Source organism: Microbacterium sp. APC 3901 (assembly GCF_030407765.1).
Classification (GTDB): Bacteria; Actinomycetota; Actinomycetes; order Actinomycetales; family Microbacteriaceae; genus Microbacterium.
On sequence record NZ_JASDCU010000005.1, the window covers coordinates 75,269 to 90,530 of the forward strand.

Here is a 15,262-nt window from a genome sequence, read left to right on the forward strand (position 1 = left end):
GTCGTCAGGAGAGCTCGGAGAGGATCTCGGCGACCACTGATTCGACGTGTGCTCGCTGGCGCTCCCGGTCCGCATCGACGAGTCCGACGCGCGTGCGTCGATCGAGCACGTCATCCGCGGTCATCGCACCCTCGGAGCGGACGGCGAAATCGATGTGCGCACGCGTGACCTGCCCGCGTTCCACGCCGGGCCTCACCGCGACGGCAGTGTCGGTGAGCCGCAGGGATGCCGTGCTGCTGGGGCCCGCGTCGAGGCCCGCGGTGTCGACGGCGAGGTCGACGGCATCCTCGGCCATCCGTCGGTAGGTGGTCAGCTTGCCTCCGAGCACGTTGATGAAGCCCTTCTCGGAGACGGCGACGAGATGACGACGAGAGATGTCCGCGGTCGAGGTCGCGCCGGTGTCGACCAGCGGGCGCAGCCCCGCGAATGATCCGCGGACCTGATCCCGCGTGATCGGCGCGGACAGCACACGGTTGAGGTTCGTGAGCAGGAACGCGATGTCGCCCTCGGTCGCCACGGGCACGCGGGGCACCGGCCCCGGAGAATCCTCATCCGTCAGTCCGACGATCACCCGTCCGTGCTGCTGCGGCAGTGCGAACACGTATCGACTGATCGAGCCCTCGTGCGGAATCGTCAGCGCGGCCGAGGGGTCGCCGAGATCTGCGGCGTCGAGCACGATATGCGTCCCGCGACTGGGACGCACCGTGATCGACTCGTCGAGGCTCCCGGCCCAGACGCCGGTGGCATTGACGACCGCACGGGCGCGGACATCGAGACGCTCGCCCGTCAGCACGTCTTCTGCTGTCGCGCCGTCTGCACGCAGTTCGAGCGCTCGCACCCGGGTGAGGATGCGAGCCCCGCGACCGGCTGCGGTCCTGGCGACCGTGACGACCAGGTGTGCATCGTCGGCGAGCTGGCCGTCGTACGACAGCATCCCGCCTCGAAGCCCCGCGTGGCCGAGCGCAGGAACAAGGCGCTGCGCCGTTCGCGCCGACACGAGGCGCGGCGGAGGGAGGAAACGACGCGGCGTGCGTGCTCGCACTCGGAGCACGTCTCCCATCGCCATCCCGAGCGACCCGGCTGCGCGCTGGCGCGCCGTCACTCCGGGCGCGAAGGGAAGGAGCTGACCGAGCGGGCGGATGAGATGCGGCGCGATCCGCGTCATCAGCAGGTGGCGCTCGACGGCGCTCTCCTTCGCAGTGGCGAGATCACCGGTGGCGAGGTAGCGAAGTCCGCCGTGCACGAGCTTCGAGCTGAACCGGCTGGTCCCGAACGCGAGGTCCTCAGCCTCGAGAAGAGTGACGCTCAGACCTCGTGCTGCAGCGTCGAGCGCCACACCGACGCCCGTGATGCCACCGCCGATGACGAGGACATCCACCGGCTCGTCGCCGGCTCGGCGCAGCTCTGCGGCCCGACGCGCGACGTTGAGGTCGGGGGAGTGCGAGGTCATGGCCGGAGCAGCCCGTCTAGCGCGGCGCGCAGCTCTCGCTCCCACGATTCCTCGGAGAGGAGCTCCGAGACCGTCCCGTGCGAGAGCACTGCCGACTGGGCGATGAGCAGCAACATGACCGCGATCTCGCCTGGATCGCCGGCGCGAACCGTCCCGCCACGCTGGGCAGCGCCGATCGCCGTGGCCAGCCAGCCCAGGATCATGCGCTGGCTCGACCCGACCCTCTGCAGCGTGTACCGGGTGAACGCTTCCGGCTCTTCCTCCAGAAGTCGCCCGTACACGGTGTCGGCGCGGAAGAGAGTGGAGAAGCGGAGAACGTCATCGACGAGTTCGTGACGGGTGGTGGCATGACTCGGGAAATCCTCGAGGATCAGGGCGACTCTGCGGAGAAGGGCCGCTCGCACGACGTCGTCGGCGTCGCTCCAACTGCGATAGATGGTGGGCCGGCTGTGCCCGGCACGCCGAGCGAGCTCCGCGATCGTCACGCCGTGCACGCCGCGACGGGCGATCAGGTCGTCGGCTGCGTCGAGGATGCGGGATCGCGTGGGATCCCGATCGGGCGCACTGCGGTCTGATGCCTCGGCGAGTGCTTGACGTTCTTCCATGATGTGTCACACTGTAACGCATGAGTCGAGAGAGCGGCAGAGTCGCCGTGCGGTCGGAGATGCGCTGGAACGGCTGGGGGGATCCAGCCCGGGCATCGGATCTGCCGCGCGCGGTGCGGATGCTTTTGCCGTTGCTGCTGGGACGCCTGCAGAAGCCCGCATCCGCGGTCGACCTCGCCGACGTGCAGCTCGAGACATCGTCACTTCGCGGGGACGACCTGCGGGAGTTCGCGGCAGTGGTCGGAGCCGAGCACGTCGACACGACGGACGAGTCGAGGATCCGCCATGCAGGTGGGCGCTCGACACCGGACCTGCTCAGACGGCGGAGGCGGCATCAAGCTGCGCCGGATGCGATCGTGTGTGCAGGGAACCACGACGAGGTCGTGGCCGTGCTCCGCCTGTGCGCTGACCGGGGGATAGCGGTGATCCCGTTCGGCGGAGGGACGAGTGTGGTCGGCGCCCTCGACCCCGAGCGCGGCGCCCACCGCGCGGTGATCAGCCTGGATCTGCGGCGGCTCTCCGGCCTCATCCGTCTCGACGAGGTGAGCGGAGAAGCCCGTATCGCCGCAGGGACGACCGGTCCGGATGCCGAGGCGCTGCTGGCTGCTCGGGGCTTCGAACTCGGGCACTACCCGCAGAGCTTCCGATATGCCACGATCGGCGGATTCGCCGCTGCGCGCTCGTCGGGGCAGAACTCGGCCGGGCACGGACGGTTCGATTCGATGGTCACCGGTCTCAGAGTCGCGACCCCGACCGGAGACGTCGATCTCGGTCGATCACCGGGCTCCGCAGCCGGGCCCGATCTCATCAGGGTCTTCCTCGGATCGGAGGGCATCTTCGGAGTCATCACCGAGGTCTGTGTCCGCGTGCATCCGGTGCCACGAGAACGAGTCCTCGAGGCGTGGAGCTTCGCGGACTTCGCGCACGGAGTCGACGGTCTGCGGCAGGTGGCCCAGAGCGGTGGCGGCCCCACCGTCATCCGCCTCTCCGACGAGGCCGAGACCGCCGTCAGCCTCGCCCAGGTGGGCCGGATCGGAAAGGCGCTCGCGAAGGGTGCGAGCATCGTCACGGTGTACGAGGGTGACGGCATCGCCGAGCGTCGAGCACGTACGTCCGAGATCCTGACAGCTGCGGGAGGAGTGTCATCCGGCGAGGGCGCTGCGGAGGGATGGCTCGACGGCCGTTTCGACGGTCCGTACCTGCGCGATTCCCTGCTGGATGCGGGAGTGTTCTGCGAGACGCTGGAGACTGCGACCACCTGGTCGAACCTGTCGGCGCTCAAGGCCGAGATCACCGCCGCACTTCGCGATGGATTCGCGGATGCCGGCGCCAGATCGTATGTGATGTGCCATGTCTCGCACGTCTATCCCACGGGGGCCTCGCTGTATTTCACGGTGCTCGCGAACCTCCGATACGACCCCCTGGAGGCGTGGACGGAGATCAAGAGACAGGTGAATGATTCGCTCATCTCGGCTGGGGGCACGATCAGCCATCACCACGCGGTCGGTCGCGATCATGCCCCATGGCTCGAGCAGGAGATCGGAGCGACGGGGGTGCGAATTCTGACGGCGATCAAGCGAGAGCTCGACCCGACGTGGATCCTCAACCCGGGCGCGGTCATCACCTCGGATCGGTCGGGCTGACGTGGCTGAGCACGTCGCCGTGCTGTCGAACCCGTTCTCCGGCAAAGGGCGCGGCGCGCAGGAGGCCGAGGCCGCCCTCGCCCATCTGCGCGCCAGAGGCCTGGACGTGCGGGTGTACGCGGGAGAGTCGGCCGCGTCCGGGCGGATGCTGGTGGCGCAGGCCCTCGATGAGAGCCCTCGGGTGCTCGTCGTCATCGGAGGCGACGGCACGCTGTCCGGCATCCTCGACGCAGTGTGCGCGGCCGGCATCCCCGTCGTGCTGGTGCCGGCTGGCACCGGCAACGACCTTGCTCGAGCTCTGGGGCTGCCCCGCCGCGACCCGGTCGCCGCGGCCGAGCTCGCCCTGACCGGCGTTCCGCGCGCGATCGATGTCGGCGAGGTCCGCGCCGCGGGGCGGACCGACCTGTTCCTGACGATCGCCGCCCTCGGATTCGATGCGAAGGTCAGCGATCGCACCAACCGGCTGCGCTGGCCGCGCGGCGTGCTGCGCTACTACCTCGCTCTGGTCGTCGAGCTCGTGCGTCTCCGGCCGATGGAGTTCACTGTGTCAGTCGACGGCGAGCCGCCGAGCCAGGAACCGGGCACACTCGTCGCGGTGGGCAACACCGCGAGCTACGGAGGAGGGATGCCCCTGTGCGTCGGCGCCGCCGCAGACGACGGGCTGCTGGACATCGTGCAGGTCGCGCCGCTGACACGACTCCGGCTGCTGCGCTTGTTCCCCCTGCTGCTGCGGGGAGCGCATCTGACGAGATCCGAGGTGACCCGCCGTCAGGCCCGTTCCGTGACGGTCAGCGCCCCGGGGCTCGTCGTCTACGCCGACGGAGAGCGGATCGCCGAGAACGAGTGCACCATCGGAATCCGCCGGGCGGCTCTGACGATCCTCGTGCCCGCCGCTGCGGGGGAGCGGCGATGAACGACACCTCGCGCGATCCGCAGCACGGCGGTCCCTTCGATGAGGAGGTCGTCGTCATCGGCTCGGGGTTCGGCGGCTCGGTGGCCGCGCTGCGGCTGGCGGAGAAGGGCTATCGCGTCCGCGTGTACGAGGCCGGTCGTCGCTTCGAGGACGAGGACTTCCCGAAGACCAACTGGAACGTCCGCCGCTACCTGTGGGCGCCCAGGCTCGGCTGCTTCGGCATCCAGCGCATCCATCGGCTGCCGCATGTCATGATCCTCGCGGGAGCAGGGGTGGGCGGAGGCTCTCTCAACTACGCGAACACCTTGTATCAGCCCAGCGGTGCGTTCTTCGACGATCCGCAGTGGAGTGCTCTCGCGGAGTGGGAGGCCGATCTCGCGCCGCACTATGCGACGGCGAAGCGGATGCTCGGAGTGGTCGAGCGTTATCCGCACACCGGCCCGGTCGAGCGCATCATGGCGGGTGCAGCCGACGACCTCGGTGTGGGCAGCACGTTCCGGCACGCACCGGTCGGCGTCTGGTTCGGAAAGCCCGGCGAGCGCACACCGGATCCCTTCTTCGGCGGCGAGGGCCCCGACCGCACAGGCTGTACGCTGTGCGGAAACTGCATGGTCGGATGCCGCGTCGGCGCCAAGAACACCCTGATGAAGAACTATCTCGCACTCGCCGAGAAACGCGGTGCCGTCATCGAAGCGCTGCGCACCGTCACCGAGGTGCGTGAACTACCCGACGGTGGCTTCGCGGTGACGACGGAGCGAAGCGGGGCGTGGTTCCGGCCCGAGCGTCGCACCGTCCGCGCACGTCAGGTGGTGCTGGCCGCGGGGACGTGGGGTACGCAGCAGCTGCTGCACCGGATGAAACGCGCCGGGGCGCTTCCTCGCGTGTCCGATGCGGTCGGCCGCCTCACCCGGACCAACTCGGAGGCTCTCGACGGCGCCGTGGCCGTCTCGGTTCCTGCCTCTCTCGAACTCGCCCGAGGAGTCGCGATCACCACGTCGTTCCACATCGACGCGAACACGCACGTCGAGAATGTGCGGTACGGGCCGGGATCGAATCTCATGGGTGCGCTCGCGTCGGTCATGGTGCCGGGCGACCGCGGGCTCGGACGACGACTGGCGAGTCTGATGGGTCAGTTCCTTCGAGGTCCGATCCGTCAGCTGCGTCTGGGGTCGCTTCGACGCTGGAGTGAACGCGGCATCATCGCGCTCGTGATGCAGACCGCCGACAACTCGCTCACGCTGTCGCTGCGTCGACGCCTCGGGCGGCTCGTGATGACGAGCAGACAGGGGCACGGCAAGCCGAACCCGAGCTACCTGCCGCAGGCGCACCGCGCGGCCGCGGCGATCGCGGCGCGCGTCGAGACCGAGGGCGGCGTCGCGGCTGCGGCCCGAGGATCATGGCCCGAGGTCTTCGGCATCCCGCTGACCGCTCACTTCCTCGGCGGTGCCGTCATCTCATCCAGCCCCGAGACCGGCGTGGTCGATCTCTACCACCGCGTGTGGGGGCATCCGGGCCTGCATGTGGTCGACGGCGCCGCTGTGCCGGCCAACCCCGGAGTGAACCCCTCGCTGACGATCACCGCGCTCGCTGAGCGAGCGCTCTCGCACTGGCCACGCTGCGGCGAGGTCGACGAGCGCCCGACGCTGTAGACACGAAGGAGGGGGCCGCCTCATGGCGACCCCCTCCGATGTTCAGATCAGCGGTTCTCGATGCCGCGGATCTGCGGGGTGTGGAAGTCGCCACCGAACGCCCGCTGTGACGCGCCCTCTCGGTCGAGGTACGGCGATGCGCCGCCATCGATGAACGGCCAGCCGGCGCCGAGGATGAGGCACAGATCGATGTCCTCGACCTCGGGCACGACGCCCTCGTCGAGCATCAGCTTGATCTCGCTCGCGAGGCCGTCCTGCACGCGCTGCAGGATCGTCTCCGCCGATGCCGGCGTCTTGCCGACGGCCGGCTTCAGCAGCTTCTCGGCCGGCTTCGTCCAGCCGGTGACGCGACCGCCCTTGTCCTTCTCGACGACCGCATCGAGCTCTGCGAGAGCGTGGAAGTTCTCGTTCGCATAGAAGCGGTCGGGGAACGCGTGCGCCATCGTGTCCTGCACGTGCGCGGCGACCTTCCATCCGACCAGATCGATCAGCTGGAAGGGACCCATCGGCAGGCCGAGCGGTGCGAAGGCCTTCTCGACCTCCGTGATCGGGGTGCCCTCGTAGACTGCACGAGCCGCTTCGCCCATGACCTTGGCGAGCAGACGGTTCACCACGAAGCCGGGTGCGTCCGCGGTGAGCACCGCGTTCTTGCCGAGGTTCTTGGCGACGACGAAGGCGGTCGAGAGCGCGGCCTCGGAGGTGCCAGGCGTCTTCACGATCTCGATCAGCGGCATGACCGCAACCGGGTTGAAGAAGTGGAAACCGACGAGGCGCTCGGGATGAGCGAGCTTCGCGCCGATCTCCTCGACAGACAACGACGAGGTGTTCGTCGCGAGGATCGCGTCTTCGGCGATGACCTTCTCGATCTCGCCGAACACCTGCTGCTTGACCCCGACCTCTTCGAAGACGGCCTCGATGACGAAGTCGCAGTCGGCGTAGAGGCTCTTGTCGGTGGTGCCGGTGACGAGCGCCCGGAGCTTGTTGGCGGAGTCCGCGTCGAGGCGGCCCTTCGCCTCGAGCTTGCCGATCTCCTCATGGATGTAGGCGACGCCCTTGTCGACGCGCGCCTGGTCGAGGTCGGTGATCAGTACGGGCACCTGCAGTTTGCGCACGAACAGCAGCGCGAACTGGCTCGCCATGAGGCCGGCGCCGATGATGCCGACCTTGGTGACCTTCTTGGCCAGCGCCTTGTCGGGGGCTCCCACCGGGCGCTTCGCGCGCTTCTGCACGAGATCGAAGGCATACATCGAGGCCGCGAACTGATCACCCGTGACGAGATCGGCGAGCGCCTCGTCTTCGCGGGCGAATCCCTCAGCCTTGGTTCCGCTCTTCGCCTTGTCGAGCAGATCGAGAGCGGCGTACGGAGACTTCGGAACAGTGCCGATCTTCGACTCGAGCATGCCGCGGGCCATCTTGATGGCGATCGGCCACTTGGTGAGACGCTCGATCTTGCCCGGCTCGTTCTTGCGCTCGACCTTCTTACCGCTGAGGACGGCATCCGCCCAGGCCAACGAGTTCTCGAGGTAGTTCGCCGCCGGGAAGATCGCGTCGACGATGCCCAGATCGAAGGCCTGCTGCGGCTTCAGCATCCGGTTCTGCTTGAGCGGGTTCGAGATGACGACCTCGAGGGCGTTCTCGATTCCGATCAGGTTGGGCAGAAGATACGCCCCGCCCCACCCGGGGATGATCCCGAGGAAGACCTCGGGGAGCGCGATCGCCGCTGCGGACGCGTCGACCGTGCGGTAGCTGGAGTTCAGCGCGATCTCGAGACCGCCGCCGAGCGCGAGGCCGTTGACGAAGGCGAACGACGGGACGCCGAGCTCGCCGAGCTTGCCGAGCACCTTGTGACCGAGTTGCGCGATCAGACGTGCGTTGTCACGCGAGCCGACCTTGCTGATGTCGGAGAGGTCGGCGCCCGCGGCGAGGATGTACTGCTTGCCGGTGATTCCGACCGCCTGGATCTCTCCGCTCGCCGCGCGTGCGGCGAGTCCGTCGAGCGTCTCGCCGAGGGCGGTGAGCGTGGCGGGACCCAGGGTGTTCGGGCGGGTGTGGTCGCGTCCGTTGTCGAGCGTGATCAGCGCAAGAACCTTGCCCGACGTGAGACGGATGTCACGAACAGGGGAGTGCGTGATCACCTCGCCGTCGGTGAGGGCCTGGATGGGAGAGAAGTCGACGTTCGCGTACTGCTCGGAAATCGAGTTGGCCATCGGGCTTACTTCCTCTTCTTGCCGTCGTAGTGCGGGTTCTCCCAGATGACGGAGCCGCCCTGTCCGAGACCGACGCACATGGCCGTCAGGCCGTAGCGCACGTCCGGGCGCTCGGCGAACTGCGCCGCGAGCTGGATCATCAGACGCACACCGGATGCCGCGAGGGGGTGACCGAGTGCGATGGCGCCGCCCCACTGATTGACCCGCGGGTCGTCGTCGGCGATGCCGAAGTGGTCGAGCAGGGAGATGACCTGGATCGCGAAGGCTTCGTTCAACTCGAACAGCCCGATGTCGGCGATCGTCAACCCGGCCTTCTTCAGCGCCTTCTCCGTCGAGGGGATCGGCCCGATTCCCATGATCTCCGGCTGCACACCTGCGAAGGCGAACGAGACCATGCGCATCTTCGGCGCGAGGCCGAACTCCTTCACAGCGCCGCCCCCGGCGAGCAGCGACATCGTCGCGCCGTCGGTCAGCGGCGACGAGGTGCCCGCCGTCACACGACCGTGCGGACGGAAGGGCGTCTTCAGCGCTGCGAGATCCTCCATCGTGGTCTGAGGACGACGCCCCTCGTCCTCGGTGGCGAGGCCCCAGGCGCCGTCAGCGCCCTTGGTCGCGACCGAGACGAGGTCGGGCTGGATCTTTCCGGCGTCGTACGCCGCCTGCACCTTGTGCTGACTCAGCATGCCGAACCGGTCGGAGCGCTCCTTGGTCAGGTGCGGGAAGCGGTCGAAGATGCGCTCGGCCGTGACACCCATGTTCAGGGCGCCGGGGTCGACCATGCGCTCCGAGACGAAGCGGGGGTTGGGGTCGGCGTTGCCGCCGATCGGGTGGTGGCCCATGTGCTCGACGCCGCCGGCGAGGGCGAAGTCGTACATGCCGACGCCGATCGACGCGCCCATGGTCGTGACGCTGGTCATCGCGCCGGCGCACATGCGCTCGACGGCCAGTCCTGGCACCGTCTGCGGAAGCCCTGCGAGGATCGCCACGGAGCGGCCGAGGGTCAGTCCCTGGTCTCCGGTCTGGCTGGTCGCGGCGATGGCGACGTCGTCGATACGGTCAGCGGGGACGGCGACGTTCCGCTCCATGAGGCCGATGGTCGCCTTGACAGCGAGGTCATCAGCGCGGGTGTTCCAGTACATGCCCTTTTCGCCGGCGCGCCCGAAGGGGGTGCGCACTCCATCGACGAAGAAGACGTCCGATATTTCGGCCACTCTGCCTCCAAGTTTGTGCGGTGGCCTCAGTCTATGGAGGGCCGGAAACGGGGAGGAATCGGTTGGATCGAACCTACGAAGCGTCCGACGGGGCCACGTCGACGGTTTGCGCGGCCTCTACAAAGGCGTCGGCGATCTTCTGTGCAGTCTGTGCAATCTGCCAGGGGCGCGCACCGAGCTCGGCGAGGGCGTCGCCGATGGCTTCAGGCGTCGTTCCCGGCACATCCCAGGCCACTCGACGGAGGTGATCGGGGGTGAGCAGGTTCTCCGTCGGCATCCCGAGCTCTTCGGCAGTGGCCTCGACGACCGGCCGCGCCGCCTTGAGGCGAGCATCGGCTTCGGGATTGCGGTCCGACCAGGCCCGCGGCGGCGGCAGTGTGTCGCTCGGAACCCGCTCGCGCGGGAGCTCCTCCGTCGCGCGGCCGTCGACCATCGCCTGCCACCAGCGATCGAGCTGCGTTCGGCTCGCTCGACCTTGAAAATCCTTGATGCCGGCGAGCGCCTGCTTGCTCTGCGGGTTCGCGAGCACCGCCGCGATCAGCGAGCGATCCGGCACGAGACGCCCCGGAGAGACATCCTGATCCTGCGCGAAGGCCTCTCGGGCCTGCCACAGCGAGCGCGCGACGGCCAGGTTTCGGGCGCCGCGCACTTGGTGGAGGCCGCTCAGGCGGCGCCAGGGGTCTTCACGCGGAGGCTTGGGAAGCCGGGTGAGAGTGGCGGCGAACTCCTCGGCCGCGAACTCGGTCTTGCCCTGCTCCTCGAGTTCCGCCTTCAGCGCCTCGTAGACGTCGATGAGATGCAGCACGTCGAGCGCCGCGTACTCGAGCCACGCAGCGGGAAGCGGTCTGGTCGACCAGTCCGCCGCGGAGTGCTCCTTCTTGAGGGTGATGCCGAGCGTGTTCTCCACGACCGCAGCGAGGCCGACGCGCTCGTGACCCAGCAGACGCGATGCGAGCTCGGTGTCGAAGATCTCCTGAGGCAGCAGATCGAGTTCGCGGAGCGACGGGAGGTCCTGGCTGGCGGCATGGAAGACCCAGAGCACATCGCCGATCGCTTCCTGCAGCGGGCTGAAGTCGCCGAGCGCGGGAGGATCGAAGAGGAAGACCCCCGCGTCACGGCGGAACACCTGAACGAGATACGCCCGCTGGGAGTAGCGGAATCCGGATGCCCTCTCGACGTCGACGGCGACAGGACCCGTGCCTGCGGCCAGAGCGGCGCATGCCGCATGGAACTCCGAGACGTCGGAGATCACGGAGTATTCAGTCACGTGCTGCCTTTCGCGCGCCGATAACGGCGATGCCCTCGGAACCCGGCGGAAGGCCCGCCAGCATCCCGACCAGTTCGACCCAGGCCTCGACGTGGGGTGTGAAGGGGCCCTCGGGTGTCCAGGACGCCCTCAACTCTATCTGTGCGCCGTCCCCTTCGAGAGCGAGGCCACCGAACCCCTTCGACAGGGTCTTGGTCGACGTGCCGGACGCGGAGTGATAGCCGGCGCCTCTGGAGTCGAGCGCGTCGACGAGCCACGACCACGTGACGTCAGCGAGCAGGGGATCGGTGCCGATCTCCGTCTCCAGTGGCGCCTGGGCGAAGATCACGATGCGCCAGTCCCCGTCCCACGCCGCCGGATTGTCCGGGTCGTGCAGCAGCACGAAGCGCCCGGTGCCGTAGGCGGACTCTCCGACGTCGTCCGGGCGGACATCGGCGGCGAGCGCGAGGGCGTGCGGAGCGAGGCCTTGCGGCGTGGGTATCTCGCGGATGGTGATGTCTGCGCGGAAGGCGATATCGCGCAGTTCGGCCACGGCGGCGTCGAAGATCGTCCCGGCATCGGGGTGAGCGGTCACGGCAACAGGCTAGAGTCAGGAAGCGATGAAGAGTCTCAGGCACGCCGTTGCGCTCCTTGTCCCTGCACTGCTCGCTCTCGGGACGGCGCTGGCCCTGCTCGTGTTCAGTGTGGCCCGCCGGGTCGTGATTCCGAAGAAACGGCCGGCCGACGTCGAGATCCTCGCTGTCGACACCGGCGCGCAGACGATCGAGCTCACGCGGACACGAGACACCGAGCTGCCGGGGCGATACGGTCTCTTCACCTCCGGCACGTACGGGTACGTCAAGCTCGGTGCCGTGCTCAGCGCCGACGCGACGACCGTGCGGCGCAAGCTGCTCACGCAGATCGAGCCCGGCGCTCGCGTCGACAGGACTGCGGCGTTCAGCGGCTGGTACTACTCCTCACCGACGGAGCTGCACCTGCCGTGGCAGAACGTGCTCATCGGATCGCCGGCGGGGCCGTGCCCGGCATGGCTCTTCCCCGGCGAGTCGTCGACGTGGGTGGTCCAGGTGCACGGCCGCGGCGTCACCCGTGCCGAGTGCCTGCGCGCAGTCCCGGTGCTGCACGCGGCCGGCTTCCCGAACCTCGTCGTGTCCTATCGGAACGATGGCGAGGCTCCGCGCAGCAGAGGCGGCGCGTACGCGCTGGGGGCATCAGAGTGGCGTGATGTGGACGCCGCAGTGTCTTTCGCCCTGCGCCACGGGGCTGAGCGTGTGATCCTGATGGGGTGGTCGATGGGTGGTGCCGTCGCGATGCAGACCGCCCTGAACTCCGGCAACCGCGACCGCATCGCGGGACTGATCCTCGAGTCGCCCGTGATCGACTGGCGCAGCGTGCTGCGCTTCCAGGCGCGGGCGGCGGGAATGCGCGCGCCGCTGCCTGATCTCGCGATGGGCGCGCTGTCCGTTCCGTTCACGGCGCGGCTCAGCGGCGCGGAGAACGCGATCCCGTTCGACAGCCTCGACATGGTCGCGCGAGCCGAAGAGCTGAAGGTGCCCGTGCTCATCCTGCACAGCGACGATGACGGATTCGTGCCGGCCGACGCTTCTCACGCGCTGCAGGAGGCCCGCCCGGATCTCGTCACCATGCCGGCATTCTCGGGTGCACGGCACACGAAGATCTGGAACTACGACCAGACCGGGTGGAGCGATGCCATCACGGGCTGGCTCGCAGCCGAGGGCTTCAGCGCTTCTGCCTGACCTGGTTCTTGGCGCGCATGAGCATTCCGGTCATTCCGCCGATCCGCAGTGGCGACACGGCTCGGGTGAGCCCGATCGACTGGGGGTAGTCGTCGGGGATCCCCAAGACCTCATCGGCGGTGAGGCCGGTGAGGCCCTGCACGAGGATGCTCGCGAATCCGCGCGTGGTCGGAGCCTCGGGCGGAGCCGTCGCGTGCATGGTGACCACGTCGTCGTTGACCTCGACGTAGATGTAGACGGGTGACTGGCACTCCGCCACGCGTTCGTACATCTCCGGATGGTTCGCGACCTCTGCGGAGACCTCAGGCAACTCGTCCGAGTACTCCAGCAGGAGCAGCAGGCGATCAGCCTCGGGGGTCTCGAGGAATCCGTCGCGGATCTCGGCGAGGGTGTCAGGAAGTTCGCTCATGCTCATCCCTGTCATCCTTCCACGATCACAGGGATCCGGGCTCCGATCCGGTGACGATCGGTACCCGAACCGCGCTGCCCCACTCGGTCCACGATCCGTCGTAGTTGCGGACGTTCTCGAATCCGAGCAGGTGCTTGAGCACGAACCAGGTGTGGCTGGAGCGTTCACCGATGCGGCAGTACGCGACCACCTCGTCGCCGTCTGCGAGACCGGCGCCGTCGCGGTAGATAGCGTCGAGTTCAGAGCGCGACTTGAAGCCGCCGTCTTCTGCGACCGCCTTCGCCCACGGCACGCTCTGGGCCGTCGGGATGTGCCCTGCGCGCAGTGCGCCCTCGTCGGGGTACGCCGGCGCGGTGGTGCGCTCACCGCTGTACTCCTCGGGAGAGCGCACGTCGATCAGGGGGTTCCCGATATGGGCGAGGACGTCCTCCTTGTACGCGCGGATGACGGAGTCGTCGCGCTCGACGACCGGGTAGTCCGCAGGCGTGACCTGAGGTGCGTCTCGGGTGATGTCACGTCCCTCCGCGATCCAGCGATCGCGACCGCCGTCGAGAAGTCGCACGTCTTCGTGACCGAACAGCGAGAACACCCAGAGCGCATAGGCGGCCCACCAGTTGTTCTTGTCGCCGTAGATCACCACGGTGTCGTCGCGCGAGATCCCCTTGCTGTTCAGCAGCTTCGCGAATCCCTCCCCGTCGACGTAGTCGCGAACGACCGGGTCGTTGAGCTCGGTGTGCCAATCGACCTTCACGGCGCCCGGGATATGGCCCGTCTCGTAGAGCAGCACGTCCTCGTCGGACTCGACTACCACCAGTCCGGGCGTGCCCAGGCGCTCAGCGAGCCACTCGGTGGTCACGAGCCGGCCGGGCTCGGCGTACTCGGCGAACTTGGGTGAAGTGGTGTCGAACTCGATGGCCACAGGGATCTCCTCAGACGGTGAGCGGCGATGATGCAGGGGCGACGGCGTAATGTGGAGCCGATACTTCGACGATAGATCCACGCCGTGCGCCCTGCACCCGATTCGTAAGACTTCGACACAGGTGCGCCCCCGATACAGGACCGTGATGACCGACACGCCCACCCGCACGGGCATCGTGCACCTGACAGATCGACAGCCGACCGTCACCGGTCCCGAGATGCTGGCCAGCCTCGTGCCGCCGCCGCAGTTCGACGGGGCCACCTTCGACAGCTACCGGGCGGATCCCGCATATCCGTCGCAGGAGGAGGCGAAGGAGACTCTGATCCGCTTCGCGGGACGCGGCGGAGCTCCGGCGAAGCGCGGCGGCTTCTTCAGCCGAGCCAAGAAGGAACCGGAGACCAAGCCCGGCGTCTACCTCGACGGCGGCTTCGGAGTCGGGAAGACCCACCTGCTCGCGTCGATCTATCACGCGATGCCCGCCCGCAGGAAGTACTTCGGCTCGTTCATCGAGTACACGGCCCTGGTCGGTGCACTGGGATACAAGAACACCGTCGACCTGCTCAAGGGCGCCGACCTGCTGTGCATCGACGAGTTCGAGCTTGACGATCCGGGCGACACCATGGTCATGACACGCCTGATCGGCGAACTCGTGCCTACAGGCACCAAGCTCGCCGCCACCTCGAACACCCCGCCCAACGCGCTGGGTGAAGGGCGCTTCGCCGCGCAGGACTTCCTGCGGGAGATCCACGCGATGTCCGACAGCTTCCAGACGATCCGCATCGACGGCGTGGACTTCAGACAGCGCGCCCTCGACGGCCACGCCGTGGTGAGTGACGCGTCCACGTACAGCGCTGCAGTGCAGACCGGCTCGGCGGACGGGGTCGCATCCGACGACTCTTTCGCCGATGTCATCCGTCATCTCGCCCGGGTGCACCCTTCGCGGTACCTGCGGGTCATCTCGGGGCTCGACCTCGTAGGCCTGAAAGACGTGCACGTGCTGACCGACCAGTCCGAAGCTCTGCGATTCGTCGCTTTCGTCGACCGCGTGTACGACGCGCAGATCCCCATCGTCGCCACCGGGGTGAGCCTCGATCAGGTGTTCGCGGAAGAGATGCTCAACGGCGGCTATCGCAAGAAGTACCTGCGTGCTATCTCCAGACTCAATGCACTTACACACGCGGATCGCAGTGTCGCGTAACGCGATGTTCACACACACGGCGTCTCTGTAACGCTGC

At 68.0% G+C, this 15,262-nt stretch carries 13 protein-coding genes; 5 read left to right on the top strand and 8 right to left on the bottom strand.

The annotated features are described in order from the left end of the window. Window positions 1-4: 4 nt before the first annotated feature. Together QMA07_RS06065 and QMA07_RS06070 are read right to left on the bottom strand one after the other, a co-directional pair. Window positions 5-1,450 carry a glycerol-3-phosphate dehydrogenase/oxidase gene (locus tag QMA07_RS06065; RefSeq protein ID WP_290160597.1) on the bottom strand — a complete coding sequence of 482 codons (1,446 nt, stop codon included), beginning with the start codon at window positions 1,448-1,450 and terminating at the stop codon, window positions 5-7. Next, window positions 1,447-2,055, bottom strand: a complete 609-nt coding sequence (locus QMA07_RS06070) for a TetR/AcrR family transcriptional regulator (RefSeq protein WP_290160598.1) — start codon at window positions 2,053-2,055, stop codon at window positions 1,447-1,449. Before QMA07_RS06070 ends, QMA07_RS06065 begins: the two co-directional genes overlap by 4 nt. Window positions 2,056-2,075: 20 nt before the next feature. On the opposite strand from QMA07_RS06070, the gene QMA07_RS06075 reads away from it, so the two are divergent. The 3 genes from QMA07_RS06075 to QMA07_RS06085 are packed head-to-tail and all read left to right on the top strand — an operon-like array spanning window position 2,076 to window position 6,260. Then, window positions 2,076-3,698 carry an FAD-binding oxidoreductase gene (locus tag QMA07_RS06075; RefSeq protein WP_290160599.1) on the top strand — a complete coding sequence of 541 codons (1,623 nt, stop codon included), beginning with the start codon at window positions 2,076-2,078 and terminating at the stop codon, window positions 3,696-3,698. Window position 3,699: 1 nt separating this feature from the next. Further along, window positions 3,700-4,611 (top strand): YegS/Rv2252/BmrU family lipid kinase, encoded by a 912-nt coding sequence (locus QMA07_RS06080; RefSeq protein WP_290160600.1) that lies wholly within the window; start codon window positions 3,700-3,702, stop codon window positions 4,609-4,611. After that, the gene (locus QMA07_RS06085) at window positions 4,608-6,260 is read left to right on the top strand and encodes a GMC family oxidoreductase (protein ID WP_290160601.1); all 1,653 of its coding nucleotides are present in this window, start codon (window positions 4,608-4,610) and stop codon (window positions 6,258-6,260) included. Before QMA07_RS06080 ends, QMA07_RS06085 begins: the two co-directional genes overlap by 4 nt. Window positions 6,261-6,307: 47 nt before the next feature. On the opposite strand, the gene QMA07_RS06090 is transcribed toward QMA07_RS06085, so the two are convergent. From QMA07_RS06090 to QMA07_RS06105, 4 genes are all read right to left on the bottom strand, one after another. Next, window positions 6,308-8,467 carry a 3-hydroxyacyl-CoA dehydrogenase NAD-binding domain-containing protein gene (locus tag QMA07_RS06090; RefSeq protein WP_290160602.1) on the bottom strand — a complete coding sequence of 720 codons (2,160 nt, stop codon included), beginning with the start codon at window positions 8,465-8,467 and terminating at the stop codon, window positions 6,308-6,310. A 5-nt stretch (window positions 8,468-8,472) separates the two neighbouring features. Next, entirely contained in the window at window positions 8,473-9,678 is a 1,206-nt protein-coding gene (locus tag QMA07_RS06095) for a thiolase family protein (protein ID WP_290160603.1), read from the bottom strand. A gap of 73 nt (window positions 9,679-9,751) precedes the next feature. After that, entirely contained in the window at window positions 9,752-10,945 is a 1,194-nt protein-coding gene (locus tag QMA07_RS06100) for a ribonuclease D (protein ID WP_290160604.1), read from the bottom strand. Further along, complete coding sequence (locus tag QMA07_RS06105) at window positions 10,938-11,519, bottom strand: DUF3000 domain-containing protein (RefSeq protein ID WP_290160605.1); 582 nt, start codon at window positions 11,517-11,519, stop codon at window positions 10,938-10,940. Before QMA07_RS06105 ends, QMA07_RS06100 begins: the two co-directional genes overlap by 8 nt. Before the next feature lie 25 nt (window positions 11,520-11,544). On the opposite strand from QMA07_RS06105, the gene QMA07_RS06110 reads away from it, so the two are divergent. Next, window positions 11,545-12,699: an alpha/beta fold hydrolase gene (locus QMA07_RS06110; RefSeq protein ID WP_290160606.1), complete on the top strand. Its 1,155-nt coding sequence runs from the start codon at window positions 11,545-11,547 to the stop codon at window positions 12,697-12,699. Here the strand turns inward: QMA07_RS06110 and QMA07_RS06115 are convergent. Both QMA07_RS06115 and QMA07_RS06120 read right to left on the bottom strand, forming a co-directional pair. Continuing rightward, entirely contained in the window at window positions 12,683-13,114 is a 432-nt protein-coding gene (locus tag QMA07_RS06115) for a SufE family protein (protein ID WP_290160607.1), read from the bottom strand. The genes QMA07_RS06110 and QMA07_RS06115 overlap by 17 nt on opposite strands. A 19-nt stretch (window positions 13,115-13,133) precedes the next feature. Next, window positions 13,134-14,027 (bottom strand): sulfurtransferase, encoded by an 894-nt coding sequence (locus tag QMA07_RS06120; RefSeq protein ID WP_290160608.1) that lies wholly within the window; start codon window positions 14,025-14,027, stop codon window positions 13,134-13,136. A 145-nt stretch (window positions 14,028-14,172) separates the two neighbouring features. Between QMA07_RS06120 and zapE the strand changes: the two genes are divergently transcribed. Then, on the top strand, window positions 14,173-15,225 hold the full coding sequence (zapE, locus tag QMA07_RS06125) for a cell division protein ZapE (RefSeq protein WP_290160610.1): 1,053 nt from the start codon (window positions 14,173-14,175) through the stop codon (window positions 15,223-15,225). Window positions 15,226-15,262: the final 37 nt, after the last annotated feature.